General features: G+C 67.4%; 22 protein-coding genes and 1 tRNA gene. 17 read left to right on the top strand and 6 right to left on the bottom strand.

Annotated elements, in window-relative coordinates; translation table 11 throughout:
* Position 1: 1 nt before the first annotated feature.
* Genes ASD65_RS07860 through ASD65_RS07845 form a run of 4 tightly spaced genes read left to right on the top strand, consistent with a single transcriptional unit; the run spans position 2 to position 4,269 of the window.
* The gene (locus ASD65_RS07860) at positions 2-718 is read left to right on the top strand and encodes a class I SAM-dependent methyltransferase (RefSeq protein ID WP_056220807.1); all 717 of its coding nucleotides are present in this window, start codon (positions 2-4) and stop codon (positions 716-718) included.
* Between the two features lie 49 nt (positions 719-767).
* The gene (locus tag ASD65_RS07855; protein WP_056220804.1) at positions 768-1,826 is read left to right on the top strand and encodes a polyprenyl synthetase family protein; all 1,059 of its coding nucleotides are present in this window, start codon (positions 768-770) and stop codon (positions 1,824-1,826) included.
* Between the two features lie 41 nt (positions 1,827-1,867).
* Positions 1,868-3,241 carry an FAD-dependent oxidoreductase gene (locus ASD65_RS07850; protein ID WP_056220801.1) on the top strand — a complete coding sequence of 458 codons (1,374 nt, stop codon included), beginning with the start codon at positions 1,868-1,870 and terminating at the stop codon, positions 3,239-3,241.
* 29 nt (positions 3,242-3,270) lie between these two features.
* Complete coding sequence (locus ASD65_RS07845) at positions 3,271-4,269, top strand: alpha/beta hydrolase (protein ID WP_056220798.1); 999 nt, start codon at positions 3,271-3,273, stop codon at positions 4,267-4,269.
* 13 nt (positions 4,270-4,282) lie between these two features.
* Here ASD65_RS07845 and ASD65_RS07840 read toward each other — a convergent pair whose 3' ends face one another.
* Together ASD65_RS07840 and ASD65_RS07835 are read right to left on the bottom strand one after the other, a co-directional pair.
* Complete coding sequence (locus tag ASD65_RS07840; protein WP_327041973.1) at positions 4,283-5,095, bottom strand: aldo/keto reductase; 813 nt, start codon at positions 5,093-5,095, stop codon at positions 4,283-4,285.
* Between the two features lie 499 nt (positions 5,096-5,594).
* Positions 5,595-6,035, bottom strand: a complete 441-nt coding sequence (locus ASD65_RS07835; RefSeq protein WP_056220795.1) for a pyridoxamine 5'-phosphate oxidase family protein — start codon at positions 6,033-6,035, stop codon at positions 5,595-5,597.
* Positions 6,036-6,261: 226 nt separating this feature from the next.
* Between ASD65_RS07835 and ASD65_RS07830 the strand changes: the two genes are divergently transcribed.
* The 5 genes from ASD65_RS07830 to ASD65_RS07810 all read left to right on the top strand — a co-directional run bounded on the left by ASD65_RS07830 (position 6,262) and on the right by ASD65_RS07810 (position 12,928).
* Complete coding sequence (locus ASD65_RS07830) at positions 6,262-8,376, top strand: glucose PTS transporter subunit IIA (RefSeq protein ID WP_056220792.1); 2,115 nt, start codon at positions 6,262-6,264, stop codon at positions 8,374-8,376.
* A gap of 164 nt (positions 8,377-8,540) precedes the next feature.
* Positions 8,541-9,068, top strand: a complete 528-nt coding sequence (locus ASD65_RS07825) for a DUF1269 domain-containing protein (RefSeq protein WP_056220788.1) — start codon at positions 8,541-8,543, stop codon at positions 9,066-9,068.
* A 233-nt stretch (positions 9,069-9,301) separates the two neighbouring features.
* Entirely contained in the window at positions 9,302-9,688 is a 387-nt protein-coding gene (locus tag ASD65_RS07820) for a PLDc N-terminal domain-containing protein (RefSeq protein WP_200948636.1), read from the top strand.
* A gap of 14 nt (positions 9,689-9,702) precedes the next feature.
* Positions 9,703-12,426, top strand: coding sequence for a cation-translocating P-type ATPase (locus ASD65_RS07815; protein WP_056220782.1), 2,724 nt, complete (start codon positions 9,703-9,705; stop codon positions 12,424-12,426).
* A 10-nt stretch (positions 12,427-12,436) separates the two neighbouring features.
* Positions 12,437-12,928 carry a hypothetical protein gene (locus tag ASD65_RS07810; protein WP_056220779.1) on the top strand — a complete coding sequence of 164 codons (492 nt, stop codon included), beginning with the start codon at positions 12,437-12,439 and terminating at the stop codon, positions 12,926-12,928.
* A gap of 62 nt (positions 12,929-12,990) precedes the next feature.
* Here ASD65_RS07810 and ASD65_RS07805 read toward each other — a convergent pair whose 3' ends face one another.
* Entirely contained in the window at positions 12,991-13,479 is a 489-nt protein-coding gene (locus ASD65_RS07805) for a YajQ family cyclic di-GMP-binding protein (protein ID WP_056220775.1), read from the bottom strand.
* A gap of 139 nt (positions 13,480-13,618) precedes the next feature.
* Between ASD65_RS07805 and ASD65_RS07800 the strand changes: the two genes are divergently transcribed.
* The 4 genes from ASD65_RS07800 to ASD65_RS07785 all read left to right on the top strand — a co-directional run bounded on the left by ASD65_RS07800 (position 13,619) and on the right by ASD65_RS07785 (position 16,171).
* Complete coding sequence (locus ASD65_RS07800; protein ID WP_056220772.1) at positions 13,619-14,530, top strand: bile acid:sodium symporter family protein; 912 nt, start codon at positions 13,619-13,621, stop codon at positions 14,528-14,530.
* 76 nt (positions 14,531-14,606) lie between these two features.
* The gene (locus ASD65_RS07795) at positions 14,607-15,107 is read left to right on the top strand and encodes an FBP domain-containing protein (RefSeq protein ID WP_056220769.1); all 501 of its coding nucleotides are present in this window, start codon (positions 14,607-14,609) and stop codon (positions 15,105-15,107) included.
* The gene (locus tag ASD65_RS07790; protein WP_056220766.1) at positions 15,104-16,015 is read left to right on the top strand and encodes a PfkB family carbohydrate kinase; all 912 of its coding nucleotides are present in this window, start codon (positions 15,104-15,106) and stop codon (positions 16,013-16,015) included. The genes ASD65_RS07795 and ASD65_RS07790 overlap by 4 nt, the downstream gene beginning before the upstream one ends.
* Positions 16,016-16,089: 74 nt before the next feature.
* A tRNA-Tyr gene (locus ASD65_RS07785) sits at positions 16,090-16,171 on the top strand.
* 184 nt (positions 16,172-16,355) lie between these two features.
* Here the strand turns inward: ASD65_RS07785 and ASD65_RS07780 are convergent.
* Positions 16,356-16,775, bottom strand: coding sequence for a cupin domain-containing protein (locus ASD65_RS07780; RefSeq protein WP_056220764.1), 420 nt, complete (start codon positions 16,773-16,775; stop codon positions 16,356-16,358).
* A gap of 194 nt (positions 16,776-16,969) precedes the next feature.
* Here ASD65_RS07780 and ASD65_RS07775 point away from each other — a divergent pair, with 194 nt between their 5' ends.
* The gene (locus ASD65_RS07775; RefSeq protein ID WP_235566628.1) at positions 16,970-17,974 is read left to right on the top strand and encodes a hypothetical protein; all 1,005 of its coding nucleotides are present in this window, start codon (positions 16,970-16,972) and stop codon (positions 17,972-17,974) included.
* Positions 17,975-18,034: 60 nt separating this feature from the next.
* Here the strand turns inward: ASD65_RS07775 and ASD65_RS07770 are convergent, their stop codons facing one another.
* Both ASD65_RS07770 and ASD65_RS07765 read right to left on the bottom strand, forming a co-directional pair.
* Entirely contained in the window at positions 18,035-19,603 is a 1,569-nt protein-coding gene (locus ASD65_RS07770) for a phytoene desaturase family protein (protein ID WP_056220758.1), read from the bottom strand.
* Positions 19,604-19,610: 7 nt separating this feature from the next.
* Positions 19,611-20,270 (bottom strand): hypothetical protein, encoded by a 660-nt coding sequence (locus ASD65_RS07765; RefSeq protein WP_156378808.1) that lies wholly within the window; start codon positions 20,268-20,270, stop codon positions 19,611-19,613.
* Positions 20,271-20,313: 43 nt separating this feature from the next.
* On the opposite strand from ASD65_RS07765, the gene ASD65_RS07760 reads away from it, so the two are divergent.
* From ASD65_RS07760 to ASD65_RS07750, 3 genes are all read left to right on the top strand, one after another.
* Positions 20,314-21,735 carry a cellulase family glycosylhydrolase gene (locus ASD65_RS07760; RefSeq protein ID WP_056220752.1) on the top strand — a complete coding sequence of 474 codons (1,422 nt, stop codon included), beginning with the start codon at positions 20,314-20,316 and terminating at the stop codon, positions 21,733-21,735.
* Between the two features lie 9 nt (positions 21,736-21,744).
* On the top strand, positions 21,745-22,542 hold the full coding sequence (locus ASD65_RS07755; RefSeq protein ID WP_056220749.1) for an inositol monophosphatase family protein: 798 nt from the start codon (positions 21,745-21,747) through the stop codon (positions 22,540-22,542).
* Between the two features lie 194 nt (positions 22,543-22,736).
* Positions 22,737-24,323, top strand: coding sequence for a M23 family metallopeptidase (locus tag ASD65_RS07750; protein WP_082561622.1), 1,587 nt, complete (start codon positions 22,737-22,739; stop codon positions 24,321-24,323).
* Positions 24,324-24,375 lie beyond the last annotated feature (52 nt).

Genomic DNA, 24,375 nt, shown 5'->3' with positions numbered 1-24,375 from the left:
CGTGACCCCCGAGCAGAATCGCGCCGACCTCGGCAAGGACCCGGCACGCGTCAGCGGCATGTTCGACGAGGTGGCGCGCGGCTACGACCGCACGAACACCGTCCTGAGTCTGGGCAACGACCAGCTGTGGCGCGTCGCGACCACCCGCGCGGTCGCCCCCCGGCGCGGTCAGCGCATCCTCGATCTCGCAGCCGGCACGGGTGCCTCGAGCGTGGCGCTCGCCCGCAGCGGCGCCGATGTCGTGGCCGCGGACTTCTCCCCGGGCATGATCGCCGAGGGGATGCGCCGGCACGGCGACATCCCGAATCTGTCCTTCGTCGAAGCCGACGCCACCGACCTGCCGTTCGGCGATGCCGAGTTCGACACGGTGACGATGTCGTTCGGCCTGCGCAACGTCAACGAGCCGCGCATCGCGCTCGCTGAGCTGCTGCGCGTGACCAAGCCCGGCGGACGCCTGGTCGTCTGCGAGTTCTCGCATCCGCCGTCGCGCGTCTTCAACGGTTTCTACCGCTTCTACAACGACAGGGTGCTGCCCGTCGTCGCCAAGACGGTGAGCTCGAACGCCGAGGCGTACGACTACCTCAACGAGTCCATCCGCGACTGGCCCGACCAGGCCACGCTGTCGGCCTGGATCCGCTCCGCGGGATGGACGGATGTCGCCTACCGCAACCTCTCGTTCGGCATCGTGGCGCTGCACCGTGCGACGAAACCGGTCTGAGCAGGTCGTCGGGGTCTGGTCGCCCCGGCAAGGGCGGTAGGCTGAGCCTGTGACGCCGAGTTCAGCTTCCGGCTCGCGGATTGCGGGCAAACTGGGCCTCACCGACCGCATCTTCGCGGGGCCGAGGTCCCGCAGACTTCTGAGTACCGTTGAGACGGGCCTCGAACGGGTCGATGCCAACCTTGCCAGCGAGTTGCGGGTTACCGATTCCGTGGCCGATTCGGCCAGCCGCTACCTGTACGAGGCCGGCGGCAAGCGCGTGCGGCCGATGCTCACGCTCCTGACCGCGCAGCTCGGCGAGGGCGCGAACGATGACGTCATCGCCGGTGCCACGGCGCTGGAGATGACCCACCTCGGCTCGCTGTACCACGACGACGTGATGGATGCCGCAGACAAGCGTCGCGGTGTGCCCAGTGCGCATGCTGTCTGGGGCAACAACGTCGCGATCCTCACCGGCGACCTCCTGTTCTCCCGTGCCAGCCAGATCATGGCGCGGCTCGGGGATCGGGCCATCCGTCTGCAGGCCGACACCTTCGAGCGCCTCGTCCTCGGGCAGATGCACGAGACCGTGGGGCCGCAGGAGGGCGATGACCCGGTCGAGTTCTACCTGCAGGTGCTGGCCGACAAGACCGGCTCACTGATCGCCGCGGCCGCACAGCTCGGCGTCATCTTCTCCAACGGTCCGCGTGAGCTCGAGGACGCGATGTTCCAGTTCGGCGACAAGGTGGGCGTGGCCTTCCAGCTGCTCGACGATGTCATCGACCTCTCGGACGACCCCGATGAGACCGGCAAGGTGCCCGGCACCGACCTGCGCGCCGGTGTCCCGACCATGCCGTACCTGCTGCTCGCGACCCGCACGGATGCGGCATCCGTCGCCCTGCTCACCCGCATCGACGCAGGCGTCGCCCTCATCGCCGACGGCGCCGACCCCGCGATCCTCGACGCCGACCTGTCCGAGCTGCGCGAGCACGAAGCCACCCAGGCCACGCTCGACCTCGCGCACCAATGGTCCAGCGAAGCCATCGCGGTGCTTGCGCCCCTCCCCGAGGGCCCCGTGCGCGAGGCGCTGACCCGCTTCGCCCAGGCCGTCGTCGACCGCTCCAGCTGACGCGCGGTCGCGCACTCTTCGTTCCATCCGAAAGGACCCTCATGACCAAGCTCAGGCTGGCCATCGTCGGCGCGGGCCCGGCGGGCATCTACGCGGCTGACATCCTCCTCAAGGCGGAGCGCAAGTTCGACGTCGCCATCGACCTGTTCGAGCAGCTCCCCGCGCCGTACGGACTCGTGCGCTACGGCGTCGCCCCCGACCACCCGCGCATCAAGGGCATCATCACCGCGCTGCGCGATGTGCTGGACCGCGGTGACATCCGCATCTTCGGCAACGTCCGCTTCGGCGAGGACATCACGCTGGAAGACCTGCAGAAGCACTACCACGCGGTCATCTTCTCGACCGGTGCGATCCGCGACACGTCGCTGGACATCCCCGGCATCGATGCGGAGGGCTCCTACGGTGCCGCCGACTTCGTCAGCTGGTTCGACGGACACCCCGATGTGCCGCGCACGTGGCCGCTGGATGCCGAATCGGTCGCCGTCATCGGCAACGGCAACGTGGCGCTGGACGTCTCGCGCATGCTGGCCAAGCACGCCGAAGACCTCCTGCCCACCGAGATCCCCGACAACGTGCACGAGGGGCTGGCCGCCAGCGCGGTCACCGACGTGCACGTGTTCGGACGCCGCGGACCCGCACAGGTCAAGTTCACGCCGCTCGAACTGCGCGAGCTCGGCGAGCTCCGCGATGTCGACATGGTGGTCTACGACGAGGACTTCGACTACGACGACGCGTCCAAGGCCGCGATCGCCAGCAACAAGCAGGTCATGGTCATCGACCGCGTGCTGCAGTCGTGGCGCCAGCGCCCATCGGCCAACAACGCCGGCGGCGAGGCATCCCGTCGTCTGCATCTGCACTTCTGGGCCAAGCCCGTCGAGGTGAAGAAGGACGACGAGGGCCGTGTGTCGTCGTTCGTCTACGAACGCACCCGTCCGGACGGCCAAGGCGGGGTCGTCGGCACCGGCGAGCTGCGCGAGGTGCCGATCCAGGCGATCTACCGCGCCGTCGGCTACTTCGGCTCCCCGCTGCCGGGTGTGCCGTTCGACAAGCGCCACGGCGTCATCCCGAACCACGAGGGACAGGTGCTGCGCAAGGAGTCCAACGAGCGCGTGCCCGGCATGTACGCGACCGGCTGGATCAAGCGCGGACCGGTCGGCCTCATCGGCCACACCAAGTCCGACGCGATGGAGACGATCCGTCACCTGATCAACGACCAGGGCTCGTGGTGGCAGCCGGAGGATCCCTCCGACGAGGCCATCCCCGCCCTGCTGGCCGAGCGCGGCGTGGCCTGGACCGACCTGGACGGCTGGCACCGCCTCGACGAGCACGAGGTCGCGCTGGGTCAGCCGCACAGTCGCGCCCGAGTCAAGGTCGTGCCGCGCGACGAGATGGTGAAGATCTCGCGAGGAGAGTGACGCCACCCCCAGGGCCTAGGCTCAGGGGCATGGCCGATGCCTGGGTGCCCGACGTCCTCGGAGCTCCGTTCCAGCAGCGCACGCTGCCGCTGGGAACGGATGACGAGGGCGATGTCTTCGCGACGGTGGTGCGCCGCATCCCGAGCTGGTGGCAGTCGCTGCGCGGCCAGCTCTCGGATGTTGACGTGCTGTACGTGCACGGCTGGTCGGACTACTTCTTCCAGACCGGTCTCGCCGAGTTCTGGAACGGTCTGGGCGCCCGCTTCTACGCGCTGGACCTGCGCAAGTACGGCCGATCGCTGCGCGAAGGCCAGACTCCCGGCTACATCACGTCGCTCGACGACTACGACGCCGATATCGCGGCGGCGCTGGAGGCGATGGGGCACGGCGGCGAGCGGAGCCCCCGGCGCCTGGTGCTGATGGGGCACTCGACCGGCGGACTGACGCTCACCCTGTGGGCCGCCCGCCATCCGCGCAAGGCGTCCGCGCTGGTGCTGAACAGCCCGTGGCTGGAGCTGCAGATCGGCTCGATCGGCCGGCAGGCGCTGGCGCCGATCGTCGAGGTGCGCGCGCGGTTCGATCCGCGCGGCGCGCACCCCGACGTCGACCTCGGCTATTACACGCGAGCGCAGTCCGAGATCGGCACGCTGCCGGCCGCGGGAGACCACGAGCGGTGGCGTCCGCAGCGCGGGTTCCCCACGCATCCGGGGTGGCTCAACGCGATCATCGTCGGCCACAAGACGGTCGCCTCGGGGATCGACGTCGGCTGTCCGTCGCTCGTGCTGCTCTCGAAGCGCTCCGCGAACCCGTTCGCGTGGTCGGAGGCGGCGACCTCGTCCGACTCGGTGCTCGTCGTGGACGACATCGCCAAGGCGGCCACCAAGATCGGCCGAGTTGTCACTCTCGGCCGTATCGACGGTGCGATCCACGACATCTTCCTGTCGCGCGATGAACCGCGTGCGGCCGCCTACGACACGTTGCGCACCTGGGCCACGACCCCCGGCATCCGCGTCGGTCCACCGGGCTGACGCGCGCTGCGGTTCAGCCGAGGCGGCGGCTGCTGAGGCGTCGCACCCACTCCGGGTCGCGGTGGTCGAAGAACTGGGTCGAGGCGGTGTCGAGGGCTGCGACGGCGGACATATCGGCGTCGCTGAGCACGAAGTCGAACACGTCGAGGTTCTGCGCCATGCGCTCCGGGCTGACCGTTTTGGGGATGACGACCACGCCACGCTGGATCATCCAACGCAGCACGACCTGGGCGACGGACTTGCCGTACGGCGCGCCGATCGCCGCGAGGACCGGGTTGCTGAACAGGTCGTTCTTCCCCTCCGCGAACGGACCCCACGACTCGATCTGCACACCTTCGGTGCGCATGAGCATCTGGTAGTCAACGTTCTGGTGGAACGGGTTCGTCTCGATCTGGTTGACCGCGGGCGTGATCTCGTTGTTCAGGATGAGGTCGAGCAGACGGTCGGGGGAGAAGTTGGAGACCCCGATGGCGCGGATCCGCCCCTCGCGGTGCAGGTTCTGCATTGCGCGCCACTCGCTGTAGTAGTCGCCGAACGGCTGGTGGATCAGGTACAGATCCACCACGTCGAGGCCGAGCTTGCGGGCGGAATCGTCGAAGGCGCGCTTCGTGTTGTCTTCACCGGCATCCTGCACCCACAGCTTGGTGGTGATGAACAGCTCGTCGCGGGGAATGCCGCTGGAACGGATGGCGCGACCCACGGATTCTTCGTTGCCGTATGCGGCCGCGGTGTCGATGAGCCGGTATCCGGCGGCCAGCGCGGCGCTGACGGCGTGTTCGGTCTCTTCGGGGCCGACCTGGTAGACGCCGAACCCGAGGATCGGCATCTGACGCCGTTGTTCAACGTGACGGCGGGTATCGGGGCAGTGTTCGTGCTGGTCATGACTTCACCGTAGGCGCGCGCCACACCGGATGGGAGGGACCACTGCTACCCCTCAGATCGCCGTTCGACGCATCCGCCACGCAGGGTGGCAATTCACTGTGAAAGCCAGGCGCACTGAATATGATGAGGGTGCCTGACCGCATGACCTGAACGGTTTCCCCAGAGCCGTGAGCAGATGACCCCCAAGCATCGGCTCGACAGGTGCGACGGGAAGTGGCCCCCTTCAGGGCTGTGCGCGGTTGATGGCGCCCCTTGAAGGGGGCCGCGCCACGCCACATTGCTGCGACGTTGTTGTGATCCCCAAGCACCGATTCTTAGTGGACGGGATCCCCAGATCCCTGTCGTCCACGATCGGGATCTTCCGATGCTACCTGCAGACATTGAATTTGCCCAGACTATGACGACAGAAGGTCCGGTCGACGTCCAGGATTCGAGCACCCGAACTATTTCAACGACGCGGAGTACCGCGGCGGTTCCGGTGCTCGGTGGAACCGCACTCCGGTTATCGATACCGACGCGATTCGCACCCAGTGGTACTTGAGAGTCGGAATCCACGGCGTCAGCGGGAGGGCATCGGCATCGTCGATCTCGCGTTGCAGTTCGATTCGCGTCGCGGTGCCTTTGACCACCACGCTCGCGGCCGTTTCGTCGTCGTACTCATCGACTTCGAAAGCGACGAAAGGGTTCAGTGAGAGATCCGCGAGCTTCGAACCGACCGCTGTCCGGAACAGAACATGTGGGCCATCGACCACATAGTTCACGGGGAAGATGTCCGGCTTGCCGTCGACGGCCACGGCAAGACGCCCCAACTCCCTCCGCGCCAGGAGATTCCAGCACTCATCCTCGGCCAGCCTCCAGACGCCCGCATTATTCGAGCCCTCCATTGAGGTCCTCCTCACCCCCGTTTGGCACAGTGTGGCCGCTGTCTCAGCCGAGCGCAATACCTGCGACGGGACGTCGCGTCTGGCTGATCCGTCGCATGTTCGGTGAACATTCGCCGGAGCATTCGCGTCGGTGTACGGGCCGCGACGCGGGCGCTAATGTGTCGTTCGACGGAGGCCCGGCGTTGTGCAGACGTCGATGCCAGTCGGATTCTCGAAGGAGAGAGCCATGGTCAACTCGTCCGCAGCGGAGATCGTTCGCGCCGTGGGTGGCGCCGAGAATATCGAGAGTCTCACGCACTGCGCCACACGGCTTCGATTCCAGCTCCGCGACGCCTCCGGCGTCGAGCAGGAGACGGTCGAGGCGATTCCGGGTGTGATGGGCGCGGTGCCCCAGGCAGGCGACAGATTTCAGGTCGTCATCGGTGGTGGGGTGCAAAACGTGTACAACGACATCATGGCGCTGCCCGAGATGACGGGCGCGAGCGCACCAGCGCCGGCCGAGAGCCTCGATGAGATCAAGAAGCGCGAACGCGAAAAGGGCGTGCGGGGCAAAGTCGCATGGATCGACTCGCTCTTCGAGTTCCTGTCGGATTCGTTCCGTCCGATCCTCGGAGCCCTCCTCGGAGCCTCGTTCTTCATCACGTTCATGGCTCTTCTCGCGACCCTGGGCACAATCCCCGATTGGAACGCGCCCGGGGTCACGCTCGACCCGTCCTGGGCGTTCGTCAACCTGATGTGGCAGTGCATCTTCATCTTCCTTCCGCTGATGGTCGCCTATAACGCGACGAAGAAGGTCGGCGCTGATCCGTGGGTGGGCTTCGGCATCATGGCCGTCCTCATGTTGCCGGGGTTCCTCGCGCTCGGCGATGGGGTCGAGCCCACCCAGATCTTCGGCGTCGACGTCACGATCGTGCCGATCTTCGGGGTGCCGCTCACGATCTTCGACTACAGCTCGCAGGTGTTTCCGCCGCTGCTCATGGCAGCCGCGCTCGGACCCCTCTACAAGCTGCTGCGCAAGATCATCACCCCGAACCTGCAACTCATCTTCGTGCCGTTCCTCGCGATGCTGATCATGATTCCGCTCACCGCGTTCCTCATCGGGCCGATCGGCGTTTACGCGGGTGCGGCCCTGGCGAACCTGCTGTCGGCGATCAACAGCTTCTCGCCGTTCATCTTCGCGATCGTGATCCCGCTCGCGTACCCGTTCATGGTGCCATTGGGCCTGCACTGGCCCATCAACGCCATCATGCTGTTGAACATCCAGACGCTCGGCTACGACTTCATCCAGGGCCCCATGGGCGCCTGGAACTTCGCCTGCTTCGGCGCCACCGCGGGCGTGCTCGTGCTGTCGCTGCGCCATCGCGACACCCAGATGCGGCAGACCTCGACAGGTGCTCTCGCCGCCGGGCTGCTCGGCGGTATCTCGGAGCCGTCGCTGTACGGCATCCACTTGCGCTTCAAGCGGATCTATCCACGCATGCTCGTGGGGTGCTTCGTTGGCGGTCTGATCATCGGAGTCGGCAGTCTGGTCCTCGGCCTGCCCGACGGCATCACGACGCAGGCGTTCGTCTTCACCTCGCTGCTTACGATCCCCGCCTTCAACCCCATCGGCCTCTACGCCATCGCGATCACCGCCGCCTTCTTCACGTCGATGTTCCTCGTGATCGGAGCGAACTTCCGCACGCCGGAGCAGCAGGCCGAGTTCGAAGCCGTGCGCGATGCGGCTGAGGCCGCTGCAGCGGCGGAGCGCGTCGCGCCCGCGACCGTTGAGGCAAGCGTGGCCCGCGCGATCGACGCATCCGATGCGGCACCTGAAGCCGCCGCGGCGTCGATTGCGATTGCGGTGCTCGAGCGTGCCGCCATCGAGATCGCCTCGCCCCTTGCGGGGGTCGTCGTGCCGCTCGACCGTGTGCCCGACGCCGTGTTCGCCGGCGGGGTCATGGGGCCCGGCGCCGCTATCGAGCCGACCGGCGACACGGTGTACTCGCCCGGTGCGGGTGTCGTCGCGGCGGCGCAGCCGACCGGTCATGCATTCGGCATCGTGCTCGACGGGGGCGTCGAGGTGTTGATCCACGTGGGCATCGACACCGTCAATCTGAACGGCGAAGGGTTCGATGTGAAGGTGAAGAACGGTGACCGGGTGGAGCTCGGCACCCCGCTGGTCGTGTTCGATCGCGCCATCATTGAGAAGGCCGGGTATCCGCTCATCACTCCGGTCATCGTGCTCAACGCCGACGACTTCGGCGAGGTCTCACCCGTCCTCGAGGGCGCGACGACGCCGGGCGCCTCGCTCATCACCGTCGAGCAGAAGCCCTCCGATCCCGACACGGATTCGCGCTGATCACCTCGGCCTGCCGACCAGAGAAACGCTCCAGCGCAACCGGATATCACCCAGACAGGATGAGTCGACGCGGTTGGGCATCGGCATACGATCACCGCAGGTGATGAAGCGGAGTTCGATCGCGGTCTGCCGGCCGTGTCGAGCGTGAAGCAAAGGGGACGTCCATGGGCACGAAGAACCTCGCGTTGGTAGTCGGCTCGTATGACGATTCCGCGGCAGCGTCTGAAGACTATGAGGCTCTGCGAAGCGGACAGGATGCCGGCGGCTACGAGATCGTCGGTGCCGTCGTGCTGGTGCGCGACAAAGACGGGAAGGTGCAGGTGAAGGAGCACGGCACCCACTCGGTCGGGCATGGCGCCGCGTGGGGCGCCGGCGCGGGAGTCGTGGTGGGCCTCTTCGCCCCGCCGTTGCTGGCTGCGACTGCTGTCGGGGCCGGGATCGGCGCGATCCTCGGGAAGATCAAGAAGAACCGCGATGAGAAGCAGTTCGGCGTCGACGTAGACGAGTATCTCGCGCCGGGAACGTCGGCAGTCGTCGCCGTCGTCGACGACAAGTGGGCCGACAAAGTCGAGAGTGCCCTCCAGCGATCGGATAAGCGCATCAGCAAGGCCATCGACTCCGATGACTACGAGAAACTGCGCAAAGCGCTTGAGGAGTCAGCCGACGACGTGGTGGAGCAGATCAACTCGTAGCCCGATGTGGTGGCCCGCACGCGCGCTGGGCGAATCGGCGAGCATCCATTCTTCTTGCCGCGCTCGGCGCTCTTCGCCGATTCTCCCGCCGTCGCGAACGTGATTCGTCCGAGTACGGACGCGCTCATCCTGTTCGGGTGATGAGTCTCGCACGGATCCAGTGGACAGTGAGCATGGCGGGGATCATCTGCGGTACCCGCTTCCGGCCCGTTCGAACGTAAGGAAAGCTGACGATGAGTGGTAGCTTCTGGGACTTTCTCGTCTGGATCTTCTGGTTTTACATCCTCATTGCGTGCATCTGGATCTTCATCACGATCATCATGGATCTGTTCCGTGATCACACTCTGAATGGCTGGGCCAAGGCTCTCTGGGTGATCTTCCTCGTCTTCGTGCCGTTCCTCGCGGCACTGATCTATCTCATCGCGCGCGGGCAGGGCATGGCTCAACGCGAGCTCGAGCGCCGGGCTCAGGCGCAGCGCGAGACGAACAGTTACATCCGCAACGTCGCGGTCGCCTCCTCGCCGACCAGCGAGATCGAGGCGGCCAAGAAGCTGCTCGACTCCGGAGCGGTCAGCCAAGCAGAATACGACGCTTTGAAGGCGAAAGCGCTCGCCGCTTGAGCCATGGCCACGTCATGAGCACAATGCACACCACGTCGTCAGTTCCCTGGTTCGTTCAAGACCCCAGCGCGGTCGTTGCGGCACTCGGCACCGATCGTGAAAAGGGTTTGACGCAGGCGGAAGCGGCACGTCGCCTCGCCGAGCACGGGCCGAACTCGATCGCGTCCGAGCCGCAGCCCTCGATCTGGCAGGTCGCCTTCAATCAGCTCATCGATCCGATGAACGTGATGCTGGTCGTGGTGGCGATCATCAGCCTCTTCATCAACCAGATCAGCGTCGGCATCGTGGTGGGTGCCCTCGTCATCCTCAACGTGTTCCTCGGAACGCGCCAGGAGATGAAGGCCAAGGCATCTGTGGATGCGCTCTCGAAGATGCAGATCCCGAAGGCACGGGTCGTGCGCGACGGTTCGGTGCTGCAGGTCGAGTCGACGACTCTCGTTCCCGGGGATCTGGTCGCCCTGGAAGCCGGAGACATCGTGCCGGCCGACGGTCGCATTCTGCGCTCAGCGACGCTCGAGACACAGGAGGCGGCGCTCACCGGGGAGAGCGCACCGATCGCGAAAGACGCCGGCACCCTCACCGATCCTGAGACCACGCTCGGCGACCGCGCAAACATGGTGTTCCAAAACACCCAGGTCACCCGCGGTACGGCGAGCATCGTCATCACGGACACCGGCATGGGCACTGAGATGGGCCAGATCGCGTCGATGCTCTCCGCCGTCAAGCCCGCAAAGTCGCCGCTCCAACGTGAGCTCGACGCGCTGACCGGGGTGCTCGGCTGGATCGCGTGGGGCGCCGTGGCGGTCATCGTCATCTTCGGTCTGGTGCGCGGTCAGGAGATCGCGTCGGTGATCCTGCTGGGCATCTCGATGGCGATCTCCGCCATACCCACCGGCATGCCCTCGTTCGTGCAGGCGATGCTCTCCTACGGATCCCGTCAGCTCGCCGAGCACAACGCGGTCGTCAAGAACCTGACCGATGTCGAGACGCTCGGCGCCACAAGCGCGATCAACTCGGACAAGACCGGCACCCTGACGATGAACGAGATGACCGTCGAGTCGCTGTACCTCGCCGGTGAGTGGTACACGGTCGGCGGCAGCGGATACGACAAGGTCGGGGAAATCCGTCAAGTCGCTGATCAGCCCAATCCGGATTTCACACAGCTCGCGCTCGGGCTGACGCTCTGCAGCGACGCGATCGTGTCTGACGAGGGCGAAGTGATCGGAGACCCGACCGAGGCGGCACTCGTCGTTCTGGCGGCCAAGATGGGGGTGGATGCCGAGCTCACGCGGGTGAAGTATCCGCGCATCGCCGAGGTGCCGTTCGACTCCGCCTACAAGTTCATGGCCACGTATCACGATGTTCCACGAAATGGCGCCTCCGTGCGTGTCGCGCTCGTGAAGGGCGGGCCGGACGTCGTTCTCGAGCGGTGCTCGACTGTCGCGACGGTGGATGGCCCCGTCTCGATCGACGCTCAGCGCGACGTCGTCCTCGCGGCGAATCGGCGACTCTCCGAGCAAGGGCTGCGTGTGCTCGCGTTCGCGATCCGCCGCTTCGCGCCGGGGACTGTGGTGTCCGCGGACCCCATGGCCGAGGTGAAGGATCTTGAGCTCGTCGGTCTCGTCGGCATCATCGACCCACTTCGTCCCTCGTCGAAGGAGGCCGTGCGCATCGCGCACGAAGCCGGTATCGAGGTGCGCATGATCACGGGCGACCATGCGATCACGGCCGCAGCCATCGGGGCCAAGCTCGGACTCGGACCAGGAGCCGCAAGCGGCGCCGAGATCCAGGCGATGAGCGACGACGAGCTCAAAGCCGCGCTCCCGAGTCTGCACGTGTTCGGCCGGGTCACGCCCGAAGACAAGCTGCGCCTGGCCCGGCTCATGCAGGAGGACGGCGCGGTCGTGGCGATGACCGGCGACGCGGTGAACGATGCCGCTGCACTCAAGCAGGCCGACATCGGCGTCGCGATGGGATCCGGCAGCGAGGTCACCAAGCAGGCCGGCAAGATGATCCTCGTCGACGACAACTTCGGCACGCTCGTCACTGCGGTCCAGCTCGGACGGTCGATCTACGAGAAGATCGTCAGCTACGTCCGGTATCAGATGTCGCAGTTGTTCTCGCTCGTGCTGCTGTTCCTCGTCGCGAGCATCTTCGACATCAACGACGGCGTGCCACTCACGCCGATCATGATCCTGTTTCTCAACTTCTTCATCTCGATCTTCCCCGTCATCGTGATCCTGCTCGATCCCGCACCCTCGGGGATCATGCTGTTGCCGCCCCGCGACCCGAAGAAGACGATCGCGAACGGGGGCGCAGTCGTCCTGTGGTTCGCGTACGGCGGCGCGCTGTTCCTCATGACCTTGGTGCCCCTGCTGGTCTTCCCCGACCAGCTCAGTTCGACGGAGCCGAATGCGCCCGTGACGATGACGTTCGTCGTAGCGGCGTTCGGCGCGATTCTCGGCGGGCTCGCGATGCGCCGTGACCCGGAATCCGGACTGAACGCGCCGATCCTCGCGGCGATCAAATGGCTGTCCATTCCGATCGCGCTGACGGTCGCCGCCGTGGAGATCGGGTTCCTGCAACGCCTGGTCGGCACCGTCTCCCTGAGCGGCAGCGAGTGGCTGATCGCGATCGGACTTGCTCTCGTCGTGCCTGTGTTCGTCGAGGTGGAGAAGTGGATCCGCCGTCGGCGCATGGCGCACCGGCACCCCGCCCCCGGTACTCGTTCGGTTTGAGGAGGACATCATGACCCAGACACCGGCAAGCCCCGACACCGCCGAAACCCCGGGACGGAAGGTCGGTCTCGTTAAAGCGGCGGCCGTCATCGGCATCATCATCGGCGCGATGCTGATCGTTGTCGGAGTCGTCGCCTGGATAGGCGTGACGAACCAGCTGACGGCGGAGAAGATCACGATCCCGGACGACGCCATCGCCTTCCAAGGACAACAGGTGAGCGGGCCCTTCACCGCCTACGTTCAGGCCGACGTCATCAACAAGCACGCGCTCGAAGCCTCGGGCGGCAAGACGTATGCCGAACTCGATCAGGACGATCCGGTGCGCACGACCGTCATGCAGGCCTCATTCCTGCGGGCGTCGCTTTTCACTTCGGTCGTCGCCTACGGCGTGGCACTCTTCGCTGTCGGGATGGGCGTCGTGTGCATCCTCTTCGGCTGGGCCATCGCCCGGCTAGCGAGTGCGCCAGTCATTGTGGCTTCGAAGGCATCCACAGTCACGTAGTCCACGGCGCGCGATGCGCTTCGGCTCTGGCCGCGCGGGAATCCCCGGACCAGAGGGCCGCTCTAGCGGTAGTTGATGTACTGCAGGTCGACGTCGAGGTCGGCGGCCTTCAGCAGTCGCTGGACTTCCTGGAGGTCGTCGCGGCTCTTGGACTGCACGCGCAGCTCGTCGCCCTGGATCTGCGACTTGACGCCCTTGGGGCCTTCGTCCCGGATGATCTTGCCGATCTTCTTGGCGTTCTCCGAGGAGATGCCGTCCTTGATCGAGCACTGGATGCGGTACTCCTTGCCGCTGGCGAACGGCTCTCCCGCGTCGAGGCTCTTCAACGAGATGCCGCGCTTGATCAGCTTGGACTCGAAGACGTCGAGGACAGCCTTGGCGCGCTCCTCGGTGTTCGCCTTGATGAGGACCTGCTCGCCGCTCCACTCGACCGATGCGCCGGTGTTCTTGAAGTCGTAGCGCTGCTCGATCTCCTTGCGCGCCTGGTTCAGGGCGTTCTCGGCCTCCTGGTGGTCGACCTTGCTCACGATGTCGAAGGATGAATCAGCCATAGGGCGAGTCTATCTAGCGGGTCGCAGCGGCGGGCAAGCGGATGACGTCGGTCGCGGCATCCGTCCTTCCGCCCTCGCGTTCAGGAGGTTCTCCACAAGAGGTAGGCACGGAGTCCCGCCGTCGGGCACACTGAGGGCCATGGGATCAGCGTTGACCACCATCGGACTTCCGGTCGCCCTCGGCATCATCATGTTCGGGCTCGGCCTCAGCCTCACTCCCGGCGATTTCGCCCGGGTCGCGAAGCAGCCGAAGGCGGTGATCATCGCGCTGCTCTGCCAGCTCATCCTGCTGCCGGCGATCTGCTTCGGCCTCGTGCTGCTGTTCCAGCTCCCGCCCGTCCTCGCGGTCGGCATGATGATGCTCGCCGCCTCGCCGGGCGGGACGACGGCCAACCTCTACAGCCATCTCTTCCGCGGCGACATCGCCCTGAACATCTCGCTCACGGCGGTCAACTCGGTCATCGCGGTGATCACGCTGCCGCTCATCACCAACTTCGCGATCGCGTACTTCGACCCGTTCGACGACCAGCTCGGGCTGCAGTGGGCCAAGGCACTCGAGGTGTTCGCCATCGTGCTGCTGCCGGTCGCGGTCGGCATGGTCGTGCGCCGCTTCTGGCCGCGCTTCGCGGCGGGCATGGACAAGCCGGTGCGCATCGCCTCGGTCATCATCCTGATCGTCGTCATCGCCGGCGCCGTCGCCTCCAACTGGGCATTGCTGGTCGAGAACTTCGCGCGGCTGTCGATCATCACGATCGTGTTCTGTCTGATCAGCCTGGGCATCGGCTACCTCGTGCCGCGCGTGCTCAAGGTCGGGCAGCGGCAGGCGATCGCGACGTCGTTCGAGATCGGCATTCACAACGCCACGCTCGCCATCGTGATCGCGCAGACCGTGCTCGGGTCGGTGGAGCTGAGCCTGCCGGCGGCCGTCTACGGCGTGCTGATGTTCTTCATCGCGTTCGGATTCGGCTTCCTCATCCGCGGCCGACAGGGAGCGGATGCCGAGGGCGACCTCGCCGCCGACGACTCCAGCGAGCCCGCCACCGCCGGCTGATGCTCCTGGGCGCACCGCAGGCCGGTGACGGCGGCATCCGCGATTCGTAGACTGGCAGCAGATGCGAGGAGGTTCCATGCGCCCGTTGACCGAGCCTGAAGTCCGTGAATCATTCGCGAACGCCACCCCCGACGAGGAGCGCCTGATCGCGCTGCCGCTGGATTTCGTGCTGCTGGACTGGGATCACCTCGACTTCCTGGCGTGGCGTGATCCGCGCACGCGCGGCCGTGGGTATCTCGTCGCCGAGATCGACGGCGCGCCCGTCGGTGTCGTACTGCGCGCGGCCGACGGCTCCTCGCGGGCGCGGTCCGCCCTGTGCAACGTCTGCCACACGATGCAGCCCGGCGACCAGGTTGCACTCTTCACGGCGCACAAAGCCGGCACGGTGGGGGAGAAGGGCGACAGTATCGGAACCTATATGTGCGCGGATCTGTCGTGCCACGAGACCGTGCGACTGGCCGCTCCGTTGGCCCCGAACGAGGTCCGCGGCAGCGTCGACCGCCGATTGGACGGCACGCGCCTGCGCGCCGAGGCCTTCGTCGCCCGGGTGCTCGACCCCGTGCGGAGCGACGCATGAGCGCACGCGTCGTCGTGATCGGCGACGCGCTGATCGATGAGCTGCGCGACGACCACGGTGTGCGCGAGTTCGTCGGCGGTGCCGCGCTGAACGTCGCCGTCGGCATTGCGCGACTCGGCGTACCGGCGACCCTCATCGCGATGGTGGGCGACGACGAGCCCGGGTCCCGCATCCGCTCCTTCCTCTCCGACTACGGTGTGCCGCTGCTCGCGAGTCCCGCGCCGCACGGGTCTTCCCGTGCGGTCAGCACGCGCAGCGGCGGGGGCGAGCCGGAGTACGAGTTCAACCTCGCGGCACGGGGGCGCCGCATCCGTTTCGGGGATGCCGAGCGGCAGGCGATTGCGGATGCCGACCTCGTCGTGATCAGCTGCGTGCCCTTCGACGACGCCGAACAGACGGCCGAGCTCGCGGCCGCGGTGGGCGGGAAGACGCTCGCGATCGACCCGAATCCGCGCGCGGGGATGATGACCGACCGCGCCGGGTTCGTGCGCGGCTTCGAGTCATTAGTCCCCGGTGCCGCGCTCGTGAAGGTCGGCGACGATGACGCCACGCTGCTGTCCGGCACGTCGCTCGACGTGCTGCGGGCGCGACTCGTCGATCTCGGTGCGACCGCGGTGCTGGCCACTGAAGGCGCCGCCGGAGCGACGGTCGAAGCCGAGGGCTACGTCGTCAACCGGCCGATCACCGTCCTGCCCGGGCGGATCGTGGACACGATGGGAGCGGGAGATGCCGTGCTCGCGGCGACCGTCGCCTCGATGATCGAGAGCCCACCGGAATCGCCGGCGGAGTGGGCCGAAGCGCTCGATCGGGCGATGGCCGTGGCGGCCGCGACGTGCCGTTTCGAAGGGGCGCTGCTGCGGCTTCCGACTGCTCTGTCGGGCGACGATTTCGACCGAATCGGCACGTGATTTCTGAGGGCCTCCGAGTCAGGTAATATTGCTGTGCGCCTCCGGTCGTCTGCACAAGTCGGACGGATGTGTCTGGCGAGTTACCCAAGCGGCCAAAGGGATCTGACTGTAAATCAGACTGCTCAGCATTCGGGGGTTCGAATCCCTCACTCGCCACAGAACGAAAGAACGAGCGCCCGGCCTTTCCGGGCGCTCGTTCTTTCGTTTGTCGGCCCTACCCCCGAGAAACGACATTCCGGCGGGGAAACACGGCGTCGCATCGTTTCCCTGCCGGGATGTCGTTTCTCACCGCGCGGCTCGCTGGGAGCGCGCTGCGCGGCTTCGGTCGACCGATTCCGGGCTACTCGGCCCAGGGGGCGGGGCGCTCGCGGTCGAGTGCGCCGTCGCGGCCGATGTCGCTGAGCGCAGCGCCGCCGGCGCGGATGCACAACCATCGCAGCTGTTCGGGGCTGTCCGGCAGCGCACGCCAGGTGCTCCAGGTGCCCGGGGGGACGCGAACGGTCGTTCCCGCCTGCACATCGACGACATCGTCGTTGAGCCCCATCTGACCGTTGCCGGCGAGGAAGACGTACAGCTCTTCGAGCTTCTCGTGGGTGTGCCAGAACGGTGCCCGGCTGCCGGGCTCCGCCGCGTTGGCCGACATCCCTACGTTCTGCAGCGGCAGTTCCTTGTCGACGAACCGTTTGCCGGGGGTCGTGCCGCCGGCGAACTCATGCCAGGCATCGAGCCCGCCCATTTCAATGACTTCGTATGCACTCATGTCGCCACGATAATGCTCGCGGCGGCGATGGTCGGGGACCAGCGGTTTCGCCGCGTCCTTATCAACCACGTCCGTTCCTCCCCATCGAGTCTCGCGGCGGCATCCTCCACAGTCCGGCGCACTTCCTCGCCCCGTCGAGGGCTACGTGTCAGGATGGGGCAGCGGGCAACGCCCCGCGTCGAGAGAGGACCGCGATGACTGTGCCCGACCATCTTGAGAGCCCGCCGATGACCGATGCCTCGAACTCGAAGCTGCTCCGCCTCGCCATCTGGGTCGCGATCGGCGCTCTCATCGCCGCCGCGATCGTGTGCGTCGTCTGGGTGCTCGTCGGTCCAGCCAACGATTTCATCGGGCGCGCATTCCTGACGATCCTGCTGCTGGCGGCCTTCGCCGGTGTGGCGATCCTCGACGCGCACCTCGCACCCCGTCGGCCCGCGTGGTTCGCTCTGACGAGCATGATCGTGTGGGTCGTGATCCTCATCGTGGGCGCGTTCATGATCTGGATGCCGCTCAACGGGTACGGCTATGGATTCGGCCGGTTCTTCTCGTTCCTGCTGATCGTGCTGATCCTCCAGCTCGGCGTGCTGCACGTGCGCCTCTACGCCAAGGCGTACCTGCGCTACGTGACGGTGTTCACCCGGATCGTGGCCGGCGTGACCGTCGCCCTGGTGACCATCCTCGCGTTCATGCTCGTGTTCGCCCTGATGCTCAACGAGTTCCTCGATTTCGGCGAGTGGTACTGGCGTCTCGTGGTCGCGATCACGATCCTGGCTGCGGTCGGCACGGCGCTCATCCCGCTCATCAACGTGCTGTTCGCACCGAAGAAGCCGCGTCCCGCCCACCTGCAGGCTCCGGTGTACGCGCCCGTCGCGTGGCCGACCTACGTCGACGGCGTCACCCCGCTGCCGGTGCTGGCGGACGGCACGCCGGACTGGAATGCGTATTACACGGGCTATCCGTCGCAGACCTCTCAGGCTCTGATGCCGGGCGCCCTCCACCCCGTCGGCGAGCAGCCTCCCGTCGAGTGGCAGACGCCCGCGGAAGCACAGGCCGCGCCGCAGCAATGGCCCGCCCCGGAGCAGGCGCCGCAGCAGTGGTCGGCGCCCGAGCAGCAGCAGTGGCCCGCCCCGGCTCAGCCGCCGGCACCGGCAGGCTACGAGGGATACCCGCCGCCGCCTCCGCTGCCGCCGCAGCAGTAGGCGAGACAGTCACCGAGAGGGGTCGCGGATGCGGCCCCTCTCGTCATCGGTGCACGCGTGTCAGCGGGCCAACAGCTCCAGCGCCGCCATCGCGGCGCTGTGACCACCGAGACCGCTCACTGCGCCGCCGCGACGCGCGCCCGATCCGCACAGCAGGATCCGCTCGTGCGAGGTCTCCACGCCCCAGCGCTGCGCGGGCGTATCCAGCGGCTGGTCATCCTCCACCCACGGCCAGGACAGCGCGCCGTGGAAGATGTCGCCGCCGGTCATCCCGAGCGATTCTTCGAGGTCGGAGGTCGTGCGCACCTCGAGGCACGGCTCGCCGTTCGGCGCCTCGTACAGGCAGTCCGCGATCGGTTCGGCCAGGACCGAGTCCAGCGAGGTCTGCGCGGCCGTCCACAGCGCCGCGCGCGTGGCCGTGGCATCCTTGCCCGCCACCAGCCGGTGCGGAACCTGTAGGCCGAACAGCGTCAGCGTCTGTGCCCCGCTTGCGCGCAGTTCCGGTCCGAGGATGGACGGATCGGTCAGCGAATGGCAGTAGATCTCCGCGGGGAGCGGATCGGGGATGCTGCCGCCCGCGGCCTGCGCGAACGCGTCGTCGAGCAGGGTCATGGTCTCGTTGATGTGGAACGTGCCGGCGAACGCGGCTTCGGGCGTGACCGACGAGTCGCGAAGTCGCGGGAGGCGACGCAGCAGCATGTTGATCTTCACCTGGGCACCTTCCGGCGCTGGGGTCGCGGCACCGGCTGCCGCCATCAACCCGGCCAGCACCGCGGGACCGACCCCGCTCAACACCAGCGTGCCGCACACCCTAGTCGGGTGGTCTCCACCTGCCTCGACCTCGCCGTCGGGCGACACGGCGACCACGGGGGAGTCGGTGCGAAGCTCGGCGCCTGCTGCGCGCGCGGCCCGTTCGAGCTCCGCGGTGACGCGGCCCATGCCGCCGACGGGGACATCCCAGTCCCCGGTGCCGCCGCCGATCACGTGGTACAGGAAGCAGCGGTTCTGCCGGAGGTCGGCCCCGTCGGCGGTCGCGAACGTGCCGATCAGCGCATCGGTCAGCAGGATGCCGCGTGCCAGGTCGGTGCCCACCGACGAGCGCAGCAACGCGCCGAGGGGCTCATCGACGACCGCGTCCCACAGGGCGTCATCGCCGAGCCGCGCACGCACGGCCGAGCGAGACCGCAGCGGCTGCGTCATCGTGGGGAACATGGTGCGACCGAGCGGGGCGATACGGTGGCCGAACGCAGCGAACCGCGCAGCCTCGTGTCGGTCACCCGTCGCCTGGGCGAACGAGCGTGCGGTGGCTGCGGCATCCGCGGTATCGATCAGGATGCCGCGAGAAGGATCCTCCGGGCTCGGCGTATAGGAGGAGTACCGGCGGCGGCGCAGATCGATGCGCAGCCCGAGGTCGTCGATGATCTGCCGGGGGAGCAGGCTGACCAGATAGGAGTAGCGCGAGAGGGCGGCATCCACTCCCGCCCACGGGCGTTCCGACACAGCGGCCCCGCCTACGTGCGGCAGGCGCTCGAACACGACGACCTTCTTGCCTGCGCGGGCGAGATACGCCGCGGCGACGAGGGCGTTGTGCCCACCGCCCACGATCACGACATCGTGTGTGGCGGTCATGCTCCGACTATGCGCCCTGGGCGGGCGCTTCGGCAATGGTGGAGGGCGCTTCGGCGACGGTGGTGGGTGCGTCAGCGGCAGGCTCCTGCGCGTCGGCACCGACCGGAGCCGTCTCCGCAGAGGTCTCCGACGAGGCATCCGCACGCCCTCTGCCGCCGATCGCGACGAGTGCCGCGACCGCACCGACCACGAGCCCGAGGATGGCACCGAGCAGCGCGGAGACCACGACGTTCGCGACGAGGTGACCGAGGTACGTGCCGAGGTCGGCATGCACGACGAAGCTCGTGAAGATCGCGCGCACGATGTTGCCTGCGACGATCGCGACCGTCGTCACCCAGACCCCGCGGCCGAACGCGCGAGCCGGGCTCGGAGCCGCTTGCCGCTTCGGTGCCATGAGCATCGCCCACGCCGTGAGCAGCATGACGATCACGCCGGCGGCGTCCGCGGCCCAGAACACCCAGGTCGTCTCGCCGAGCGGCAGGATCCGCAGCGCGGGGATCAGGTTCGGCAGTCCTGCGGCGGCCGGCACGGCGAGCAGCGGTACCCAGGCGATGAGGACGCCGATGATCGGCCAGAAACCGGCGAGGATCGCCAGCACCAGGAGCGACACCACGATCGCCCAACCCACGCGACCGAGGCGCCCGCGATCAGATATCCGAGAAGGCATGGGCTGATGATAGCCTCCCCTCACACGCGTCAAGGAGGACCGGATGTTTGCCGCACGCACCGCTGTCGCCGCAGGGCTGGGGGTGCTGCTGCTCGTGGGCGCCGGTGCTGCCGCGACCCGTACGCCGGGTCCCGCATCCGCCGCCTCCTTCATCACGGACGACCAGGACCGGGCGCTCGTGCAGCACGGGTTCTCGACCGCCAGCAGCGCGAAGAATGCCCCGGGCGGCATGCCGGACTTCACCGAGGACCAGCTGGTGCAGGAGCAGGCCGATATGGGCACGAACTTCGTGCGGTTCCTCATCGCGTGGAGCCAGGTCGAGCCGAGCCCCGGCGTCTACGACCAGGAGTACCTCGATCGGGTCGAGGAGCGCGTCGGCTGGTACGAGGAGCGCGGCTATCACGTGATGCTCGACATGCACCAGGACTTGTGGGGTCCGGGCATCACGCCCGAGGGTACGAACGGCAACGGAGCGCCGGTCTGGGCGACCTACCTCGACGGCTTCCCGGTCAATCACCACGACATGTGGGAGCTGTATTACCTCGAGCCCGGCGTCATCCGCGCGTTCGACAACTTCTGGAACACCACCGGCGCGCACCCCGAGCTCACAGACCACTACGCCGCAGCGTGGCGGGCCGTCGCCGAACGGTTCGCCGACAACGACGCCGTGGTGGCCTACGACCTCATGAACGAGCCGTACGGCGGCTCACTGCAGGGCCCGGCGTTCGAGGCCGGACCGCTCACCGCGATGTACCAGAAGACCGTGGATGCGATCCGCGAGGTGGATGACTCGACGTGGGCCTGCCTCGAGCCGCAGGCGCTCGGCTTCAACTGGGGCCTGCCCAGCGGGCTCGGCAAGGTCGCCGACCCGCGCGACGGCGATCCCCGCATCGCGTTCTGCCCGCACCTCTACCCGCTGCCGATGGACCTCGGCGACGGGTTCAGCGGTATGTCGCGCGACCTCGTCGAGGGGACCGTCGCAGCCTGGCGCTCGAACACCCTGCGCACGGCCGAGGCGCTCGGCGGCGTGCCGATCATCCTCGGTGAGTTCGGCCTGGACACGACGCTGCCGGGCGCGCTCGACTATGTCGATCTGGTGTATTCGACCTCGGATGCCTCGGGCATCGGCATCGCGTACTGGTCGCGCGATCCGGGATCCTGGGGTCCGTACGAGACGGACGGCACACCGCGGAACCTCATCTCCGTGCTGGACCGGCCCTACCCTCGGGCGGTCTCCGGGCAGCTGCACGACTGGAAGTCCGACCCGGACTCGCTGGAGATCTCGGTGACTCCGGCTGCGGATGCCTCGGCCCCGACCGAGGTGTACCTGCCGTCCGGCGCATTCCCCGACGGCGGGACCGTCGAGGGCGGCACGGTCGTGTCGTGGGACGACGAGTCCCGCATCCTGCGCTTCACGGTGGACGCCGGAGACGGCGCGCAGACGGTGACCGTACGACCGAAGTAGCGTGGAGGCATGACCTCTCCCACTGATCTGCTCGACCTCGCCATCGAGATCGCCCGTGAGGCGGGAGAGCTCGCGCGCCGACGCCGCACTGAGGGCGTCGCCATCGCCGCGACCAAGTCCGCGCTCGCCGACATCGTCACAGAGGCGGACCGCGAGGTGGAGGACTTCATCCGCGCCCGGCTCGTCGCCGAACGACCGGCTGACGGCTTCCTCGGCGAGGAGTCCGGTGCCGAGCGCGGTACGAGTGAGATCACCTGGGTGGTCGATCCCATCGACGGCACCGTCAACTACGCGTACGGCATCCCTGCCTACGCGGTGAGCATCGCGGCGGTCACCGGTGAACCAGATCCGCAGCAGTGGACGGCGCAGGCCGCCGCCGTGTTCAACCCCGCGGTGGGCGAGCTGTTCCAGGCGGCACGGGATGCCGGAGCCTGGCTCGGCGGACAACGTCTGGCCGTGAACGCCGAGCCGTCGGTGGCCGGAGCGCTGCTCGCGACGGGCTTCGGCTACGACCCGGCGACGCACGCGGGAGACCTCGCGCGGGTCGCGCGGGTGATGCCGCTCGCACGCGACCTGCGACGCATCGGCGCGGCATCCCTCGATCTTGCGTACGTCGCGGCCGGACGACTGGACGGCTACTTCGAACGCGGACTGCAGCCCTGGGACCACGCCGCCGGTGCGCTGCTGGTGACCGAAGCCGGGGGAGTCGTGGGCGGTGCCCCCGGGGGACGCCCCGGCCGCGAGATGACGATCGCGTGCGGTCCCGCACTGTTCGACGCACTCACTGCCGCCGCAACCGGCGTGTGAATGGGTGGCGTCCGAACAAATAGAGAAACGCGGGCACATTCTTCATGGCATTCCCAGGATGACCGAGGTAGTGTTTACCCGATCGTTACCTTCATTGCCGTCATGGCAGGGGTGATCCCGAACCCGAGTCCGACCCGTTGCCCCCCGAGCGACACGACCTGAGAGCTCCCCTGCGTTTGTCTTTCGATGCCTCGATGGCTGATCCAGCGCCCACGCGCCGTTCCAGTCGTCCCCTCTCCGCGCCCCAGGCGTCGGACGAGTCGTCGAGTACCTCCCGCTCGGAGGTGCGCCGTCGCTCAGCCGATGCCGTGCCTGCCCGTCCGGCAGTCGTCTGGGGCCGTTCTGCCGCCGAGGCCGCAGTGACGGATGCGGCAGCCACGGTGTCGACACCGCTCGAGTTGCCCGCCGCACCGGCCCAGGTATCGGCCGTCGCTGAGGCTCCCGCACCCGTTCCGTCACGTCGTGCGCGTCGCGCATCGAGCCCGATCGCGGCTCCCGAGGAGCCCGTCGTCGAGGAGCTCGACGTCGCCGTCCTCGCGACCGAGGCTCCGGTCGAGCCGGCTGCCGTGCCGGTCGACTCCACACCTGCTCTGGCCGCTCCTGCGTCGGGCCGTCGGGTGCGCACCGCGCCTGTCCCGGTGGCGCCGCTCGAAACCGTGCTGACGCCGGTCGAGCCCTTCGAACTGCTGGCACCCGAGGCAGAGGCCGAGGCTGAAACGGACGCTGAGTCGCTCGTCGCGGTCGCGTCCGAGGTGCTCGTCGAGGTCGAGCCCGAGGCGGAAGTCGAACTCGAGCCGACGGTGGAAGCCGAGCTCGTTCCGGACGTCGTCGAGGTCGAGCCCGAGACTCCTGTGGCCGATGCGTCGCACGCCGAGCCCGAGGCATCCGTCGATGAGTTCGAAGCCGCCGCGCGCGCCTTCGCCTTCACCGGCGAAACCCCCATCACCCTGATCGATGCGGATGTGCCGGAGGCGGATGGCGCGTCCGCAGAAGTCGTCGAGACGGACACGGTGCACGTCGCTCCGCGCGGCAAGGCCACGCGTCGCTCCGCGTTCAAGCGGATGGCGACAGCGTCGTTCTCCGTCGGCGTCATGGGCATCGTCGGACTCCTCGCGGTCGGGATGACCACGCCCGCCGAGGCTGTCGCCGCGGCCGGTGGCAACGCTCCGGTGACGATGTCGCTCGTCGCGGTCGCCGGGGGAGATGTCGATCCGGACGCGAAGCCGGAGATCCAGGCCTACGTCGCCCCCTCGCAGATCCAGAACGCTGCCCTGCAGCGTGCCGAGAACTACGAGACCGACACTCTGGTCGATCTCGCCGGAGTCGCCGGCATCAGCAACTATTCGAACTCGGTCTTCACGAACAACCCGAACTGCGCCATCCAATGGCCGTTCGCGGTCGGTGTGACGATGAGCTACGGATTCGGATACCGTTCCGGAACTCTGCACGAGGGCATCGACTTCACCCCCGGCGAAGGCGCGCACATTCAAGCGATCGCCGACGGCGTCGTGCGCATCTCCACCGACAGCGGCGGTGCTTACGGCGTGACGGTGGTCATCGACCACGTCATCGACGGCGAGCTCGTCTCGAGCCGCTACGCGCATATGCAGTACGGCTCACGCCAGGTGCAGGTCGGCGAGACGGTGTCGGTCGGGCAGTTCCTCGGGCAGACCGGCAACACCGGCCGCTCGTTCGGTGCACACACGCACTTCGAGATCCTCAGCGGCGGAACGACGGCGATCGACCCCCTGCCGTGGCTGCGCGCACACACGACATGTTGACCCACGATTCAGTGAGACGCCGAAGCTCTGGTATTCTCTTCTAGTTGCCTGG

Origin of the sequence: Microbacterium sp. Root61 (genome assembly GCF_001427525.1) — a bacterium.
In the GTDB taxonomy this organism is placed as follows: domain Bacteria; phylum Actinomycetota; class Actinomycetes; order Actinomycetales; family Microbacteriaceae; genus Microbacterium.
Note: the sequence above shows the minus strand (reverse complement) of the source record. Positions and strands in the feature narration are given on the sequence as shown.

Coding starts and splice junctions, on each gene's coding strand:
- ASD65_RS07850 (WP_056220801.1), top strand. CDS start 1,868: ATGACCAAGCTCAGGCTGGCCATCGTCGGCGCGGGCCCGGCGGGCATC.
- ASD65_RS07845 (WP_056220798.1), top strand. CDS start 3,271: ATGGCCGATGCCTGGGTGCCCGACGTCCTCGGAGCTCCGTTCCAGCAG.
- ASD65_RS07840 (WP_327041973.1), bottom strand. CDS start 5,095: ATGCCGATCCTCGGGTTCGGCGTCTACCAGGTCGGCCCCGAAGAGACC.
- ASD65_RS07835 (WP_056220795.1), bottom strand. CDS start 6,035: ATGGAGGGCTCGAATAATGCGGGCGTCTGGAGGCTGGCCGAGGATGAG.
- ASD65_RS07830 (WP_056220792.1), top strand. CDS start 6,262: ATGGTCAACTCGTCCGCAGCGGAGATCGTTCGCGCCGTGGGTGGCGCC.
- ASD65_RS07825 (WP_056220788.1), top strand. CDS start 8,541: ATGGGCACGAAGAACCTCGCGTTGGTAGTCGGCTCGTATGACGATTCC.
- ASD65_RS07820 (WP_200948636.1), top strand. CDS start 9,302: ATGAGTGGTAGCTTCTGGGACTTTCTCGTCTGGATCTTCTGGTTTTAC.
- ASD65_RS07815 (WP_056220782.1), top strand. CDS start 9,703: ATGAGCACAATGCACACCACGTCGTCAGTTCCCTGGTTCGTTCAAGAC.
- ASD65_RS07810 (WP_056220779.1), top strand. CDS start 12,437: ATGACCCAGACACCGGCAAGCCCCGACACCGCCGAAACCCCGGGACGG.
- ASD65_RS07805 (WP_056220775.1), bottom strand. CDS start 13,479: ATGGCTGATTCATCCTTCGACATCGTGAGCAAGGTCGACCACCAGGAG.
- ASD65_RS07800 (WP_056220772.1), top strand. CDS start 13,619: ATGGGATCAGCGTTGACCACCATCGGACTTCCGGTCGCCCTCGGCATC.
- ASD65_RS07795 (WP_056220769.1), top strand. CDS start 14,607: ATGCGCCCGTTGACCGAGCCTGAAGTCCGTGAATCATTCGCGAACGCC.
- ASD65_RS07790 (WP_056220766.1), top strand. CDS start 15,104: ATGAGCGCACGCGTCGTCGTGATCGGCGACGCGCTGATCGATGAGCTG.
- ASD65_RS07780 (WP_056220764.1), bottom strand. CDS start 16,775: ATGAGTGCATACGAAGTCATTGAAATGGGCGGGCTCGATGCCTGGCAT.
- ASD65_RS07775 (WP_235566628.1), top strand. CDS start 16,970: ATGACTGTGCCCGACCATCTTGAGAGCCCGCCGATGACCGATGCCTCG.
- ASD65_RS07770 (WP_056220758.1), bottom strand. CDS start 19,603: ATGACCGCCACACACGATGTCGTGATCGTGGGCGGTGGGCACAACGCC.
- ASD65_RS07765 (WP_156378808.1), bottom strand. CDS start 20,270: ATGCCTTCTCGGATATCTGATCGCGGGCGCCTCGGTCGCGTGGGTTGG.
- ASD65_RS07760 (WP_056220752.1), top strand. CDS start 20,314: ATGTTTGCCGCACGCACCGCTGTCGCCGCAGGGCTGGGGGTGCTGCTG.
- ASD65_RS07755 (WP_056220749.1), top strand. CDS start 21,745: ATGACCTCTCCCACTGATCTGCTCGACCTCGCCATCGAGATCGCCCGT.
- ASD65_RS07750 (WP_082561622.1), top strand. CDS start 22,737: ATGGCTGATCCAGCGCCCACGCGCCGTTCCAGTCGTCCCCTCTCCGCG.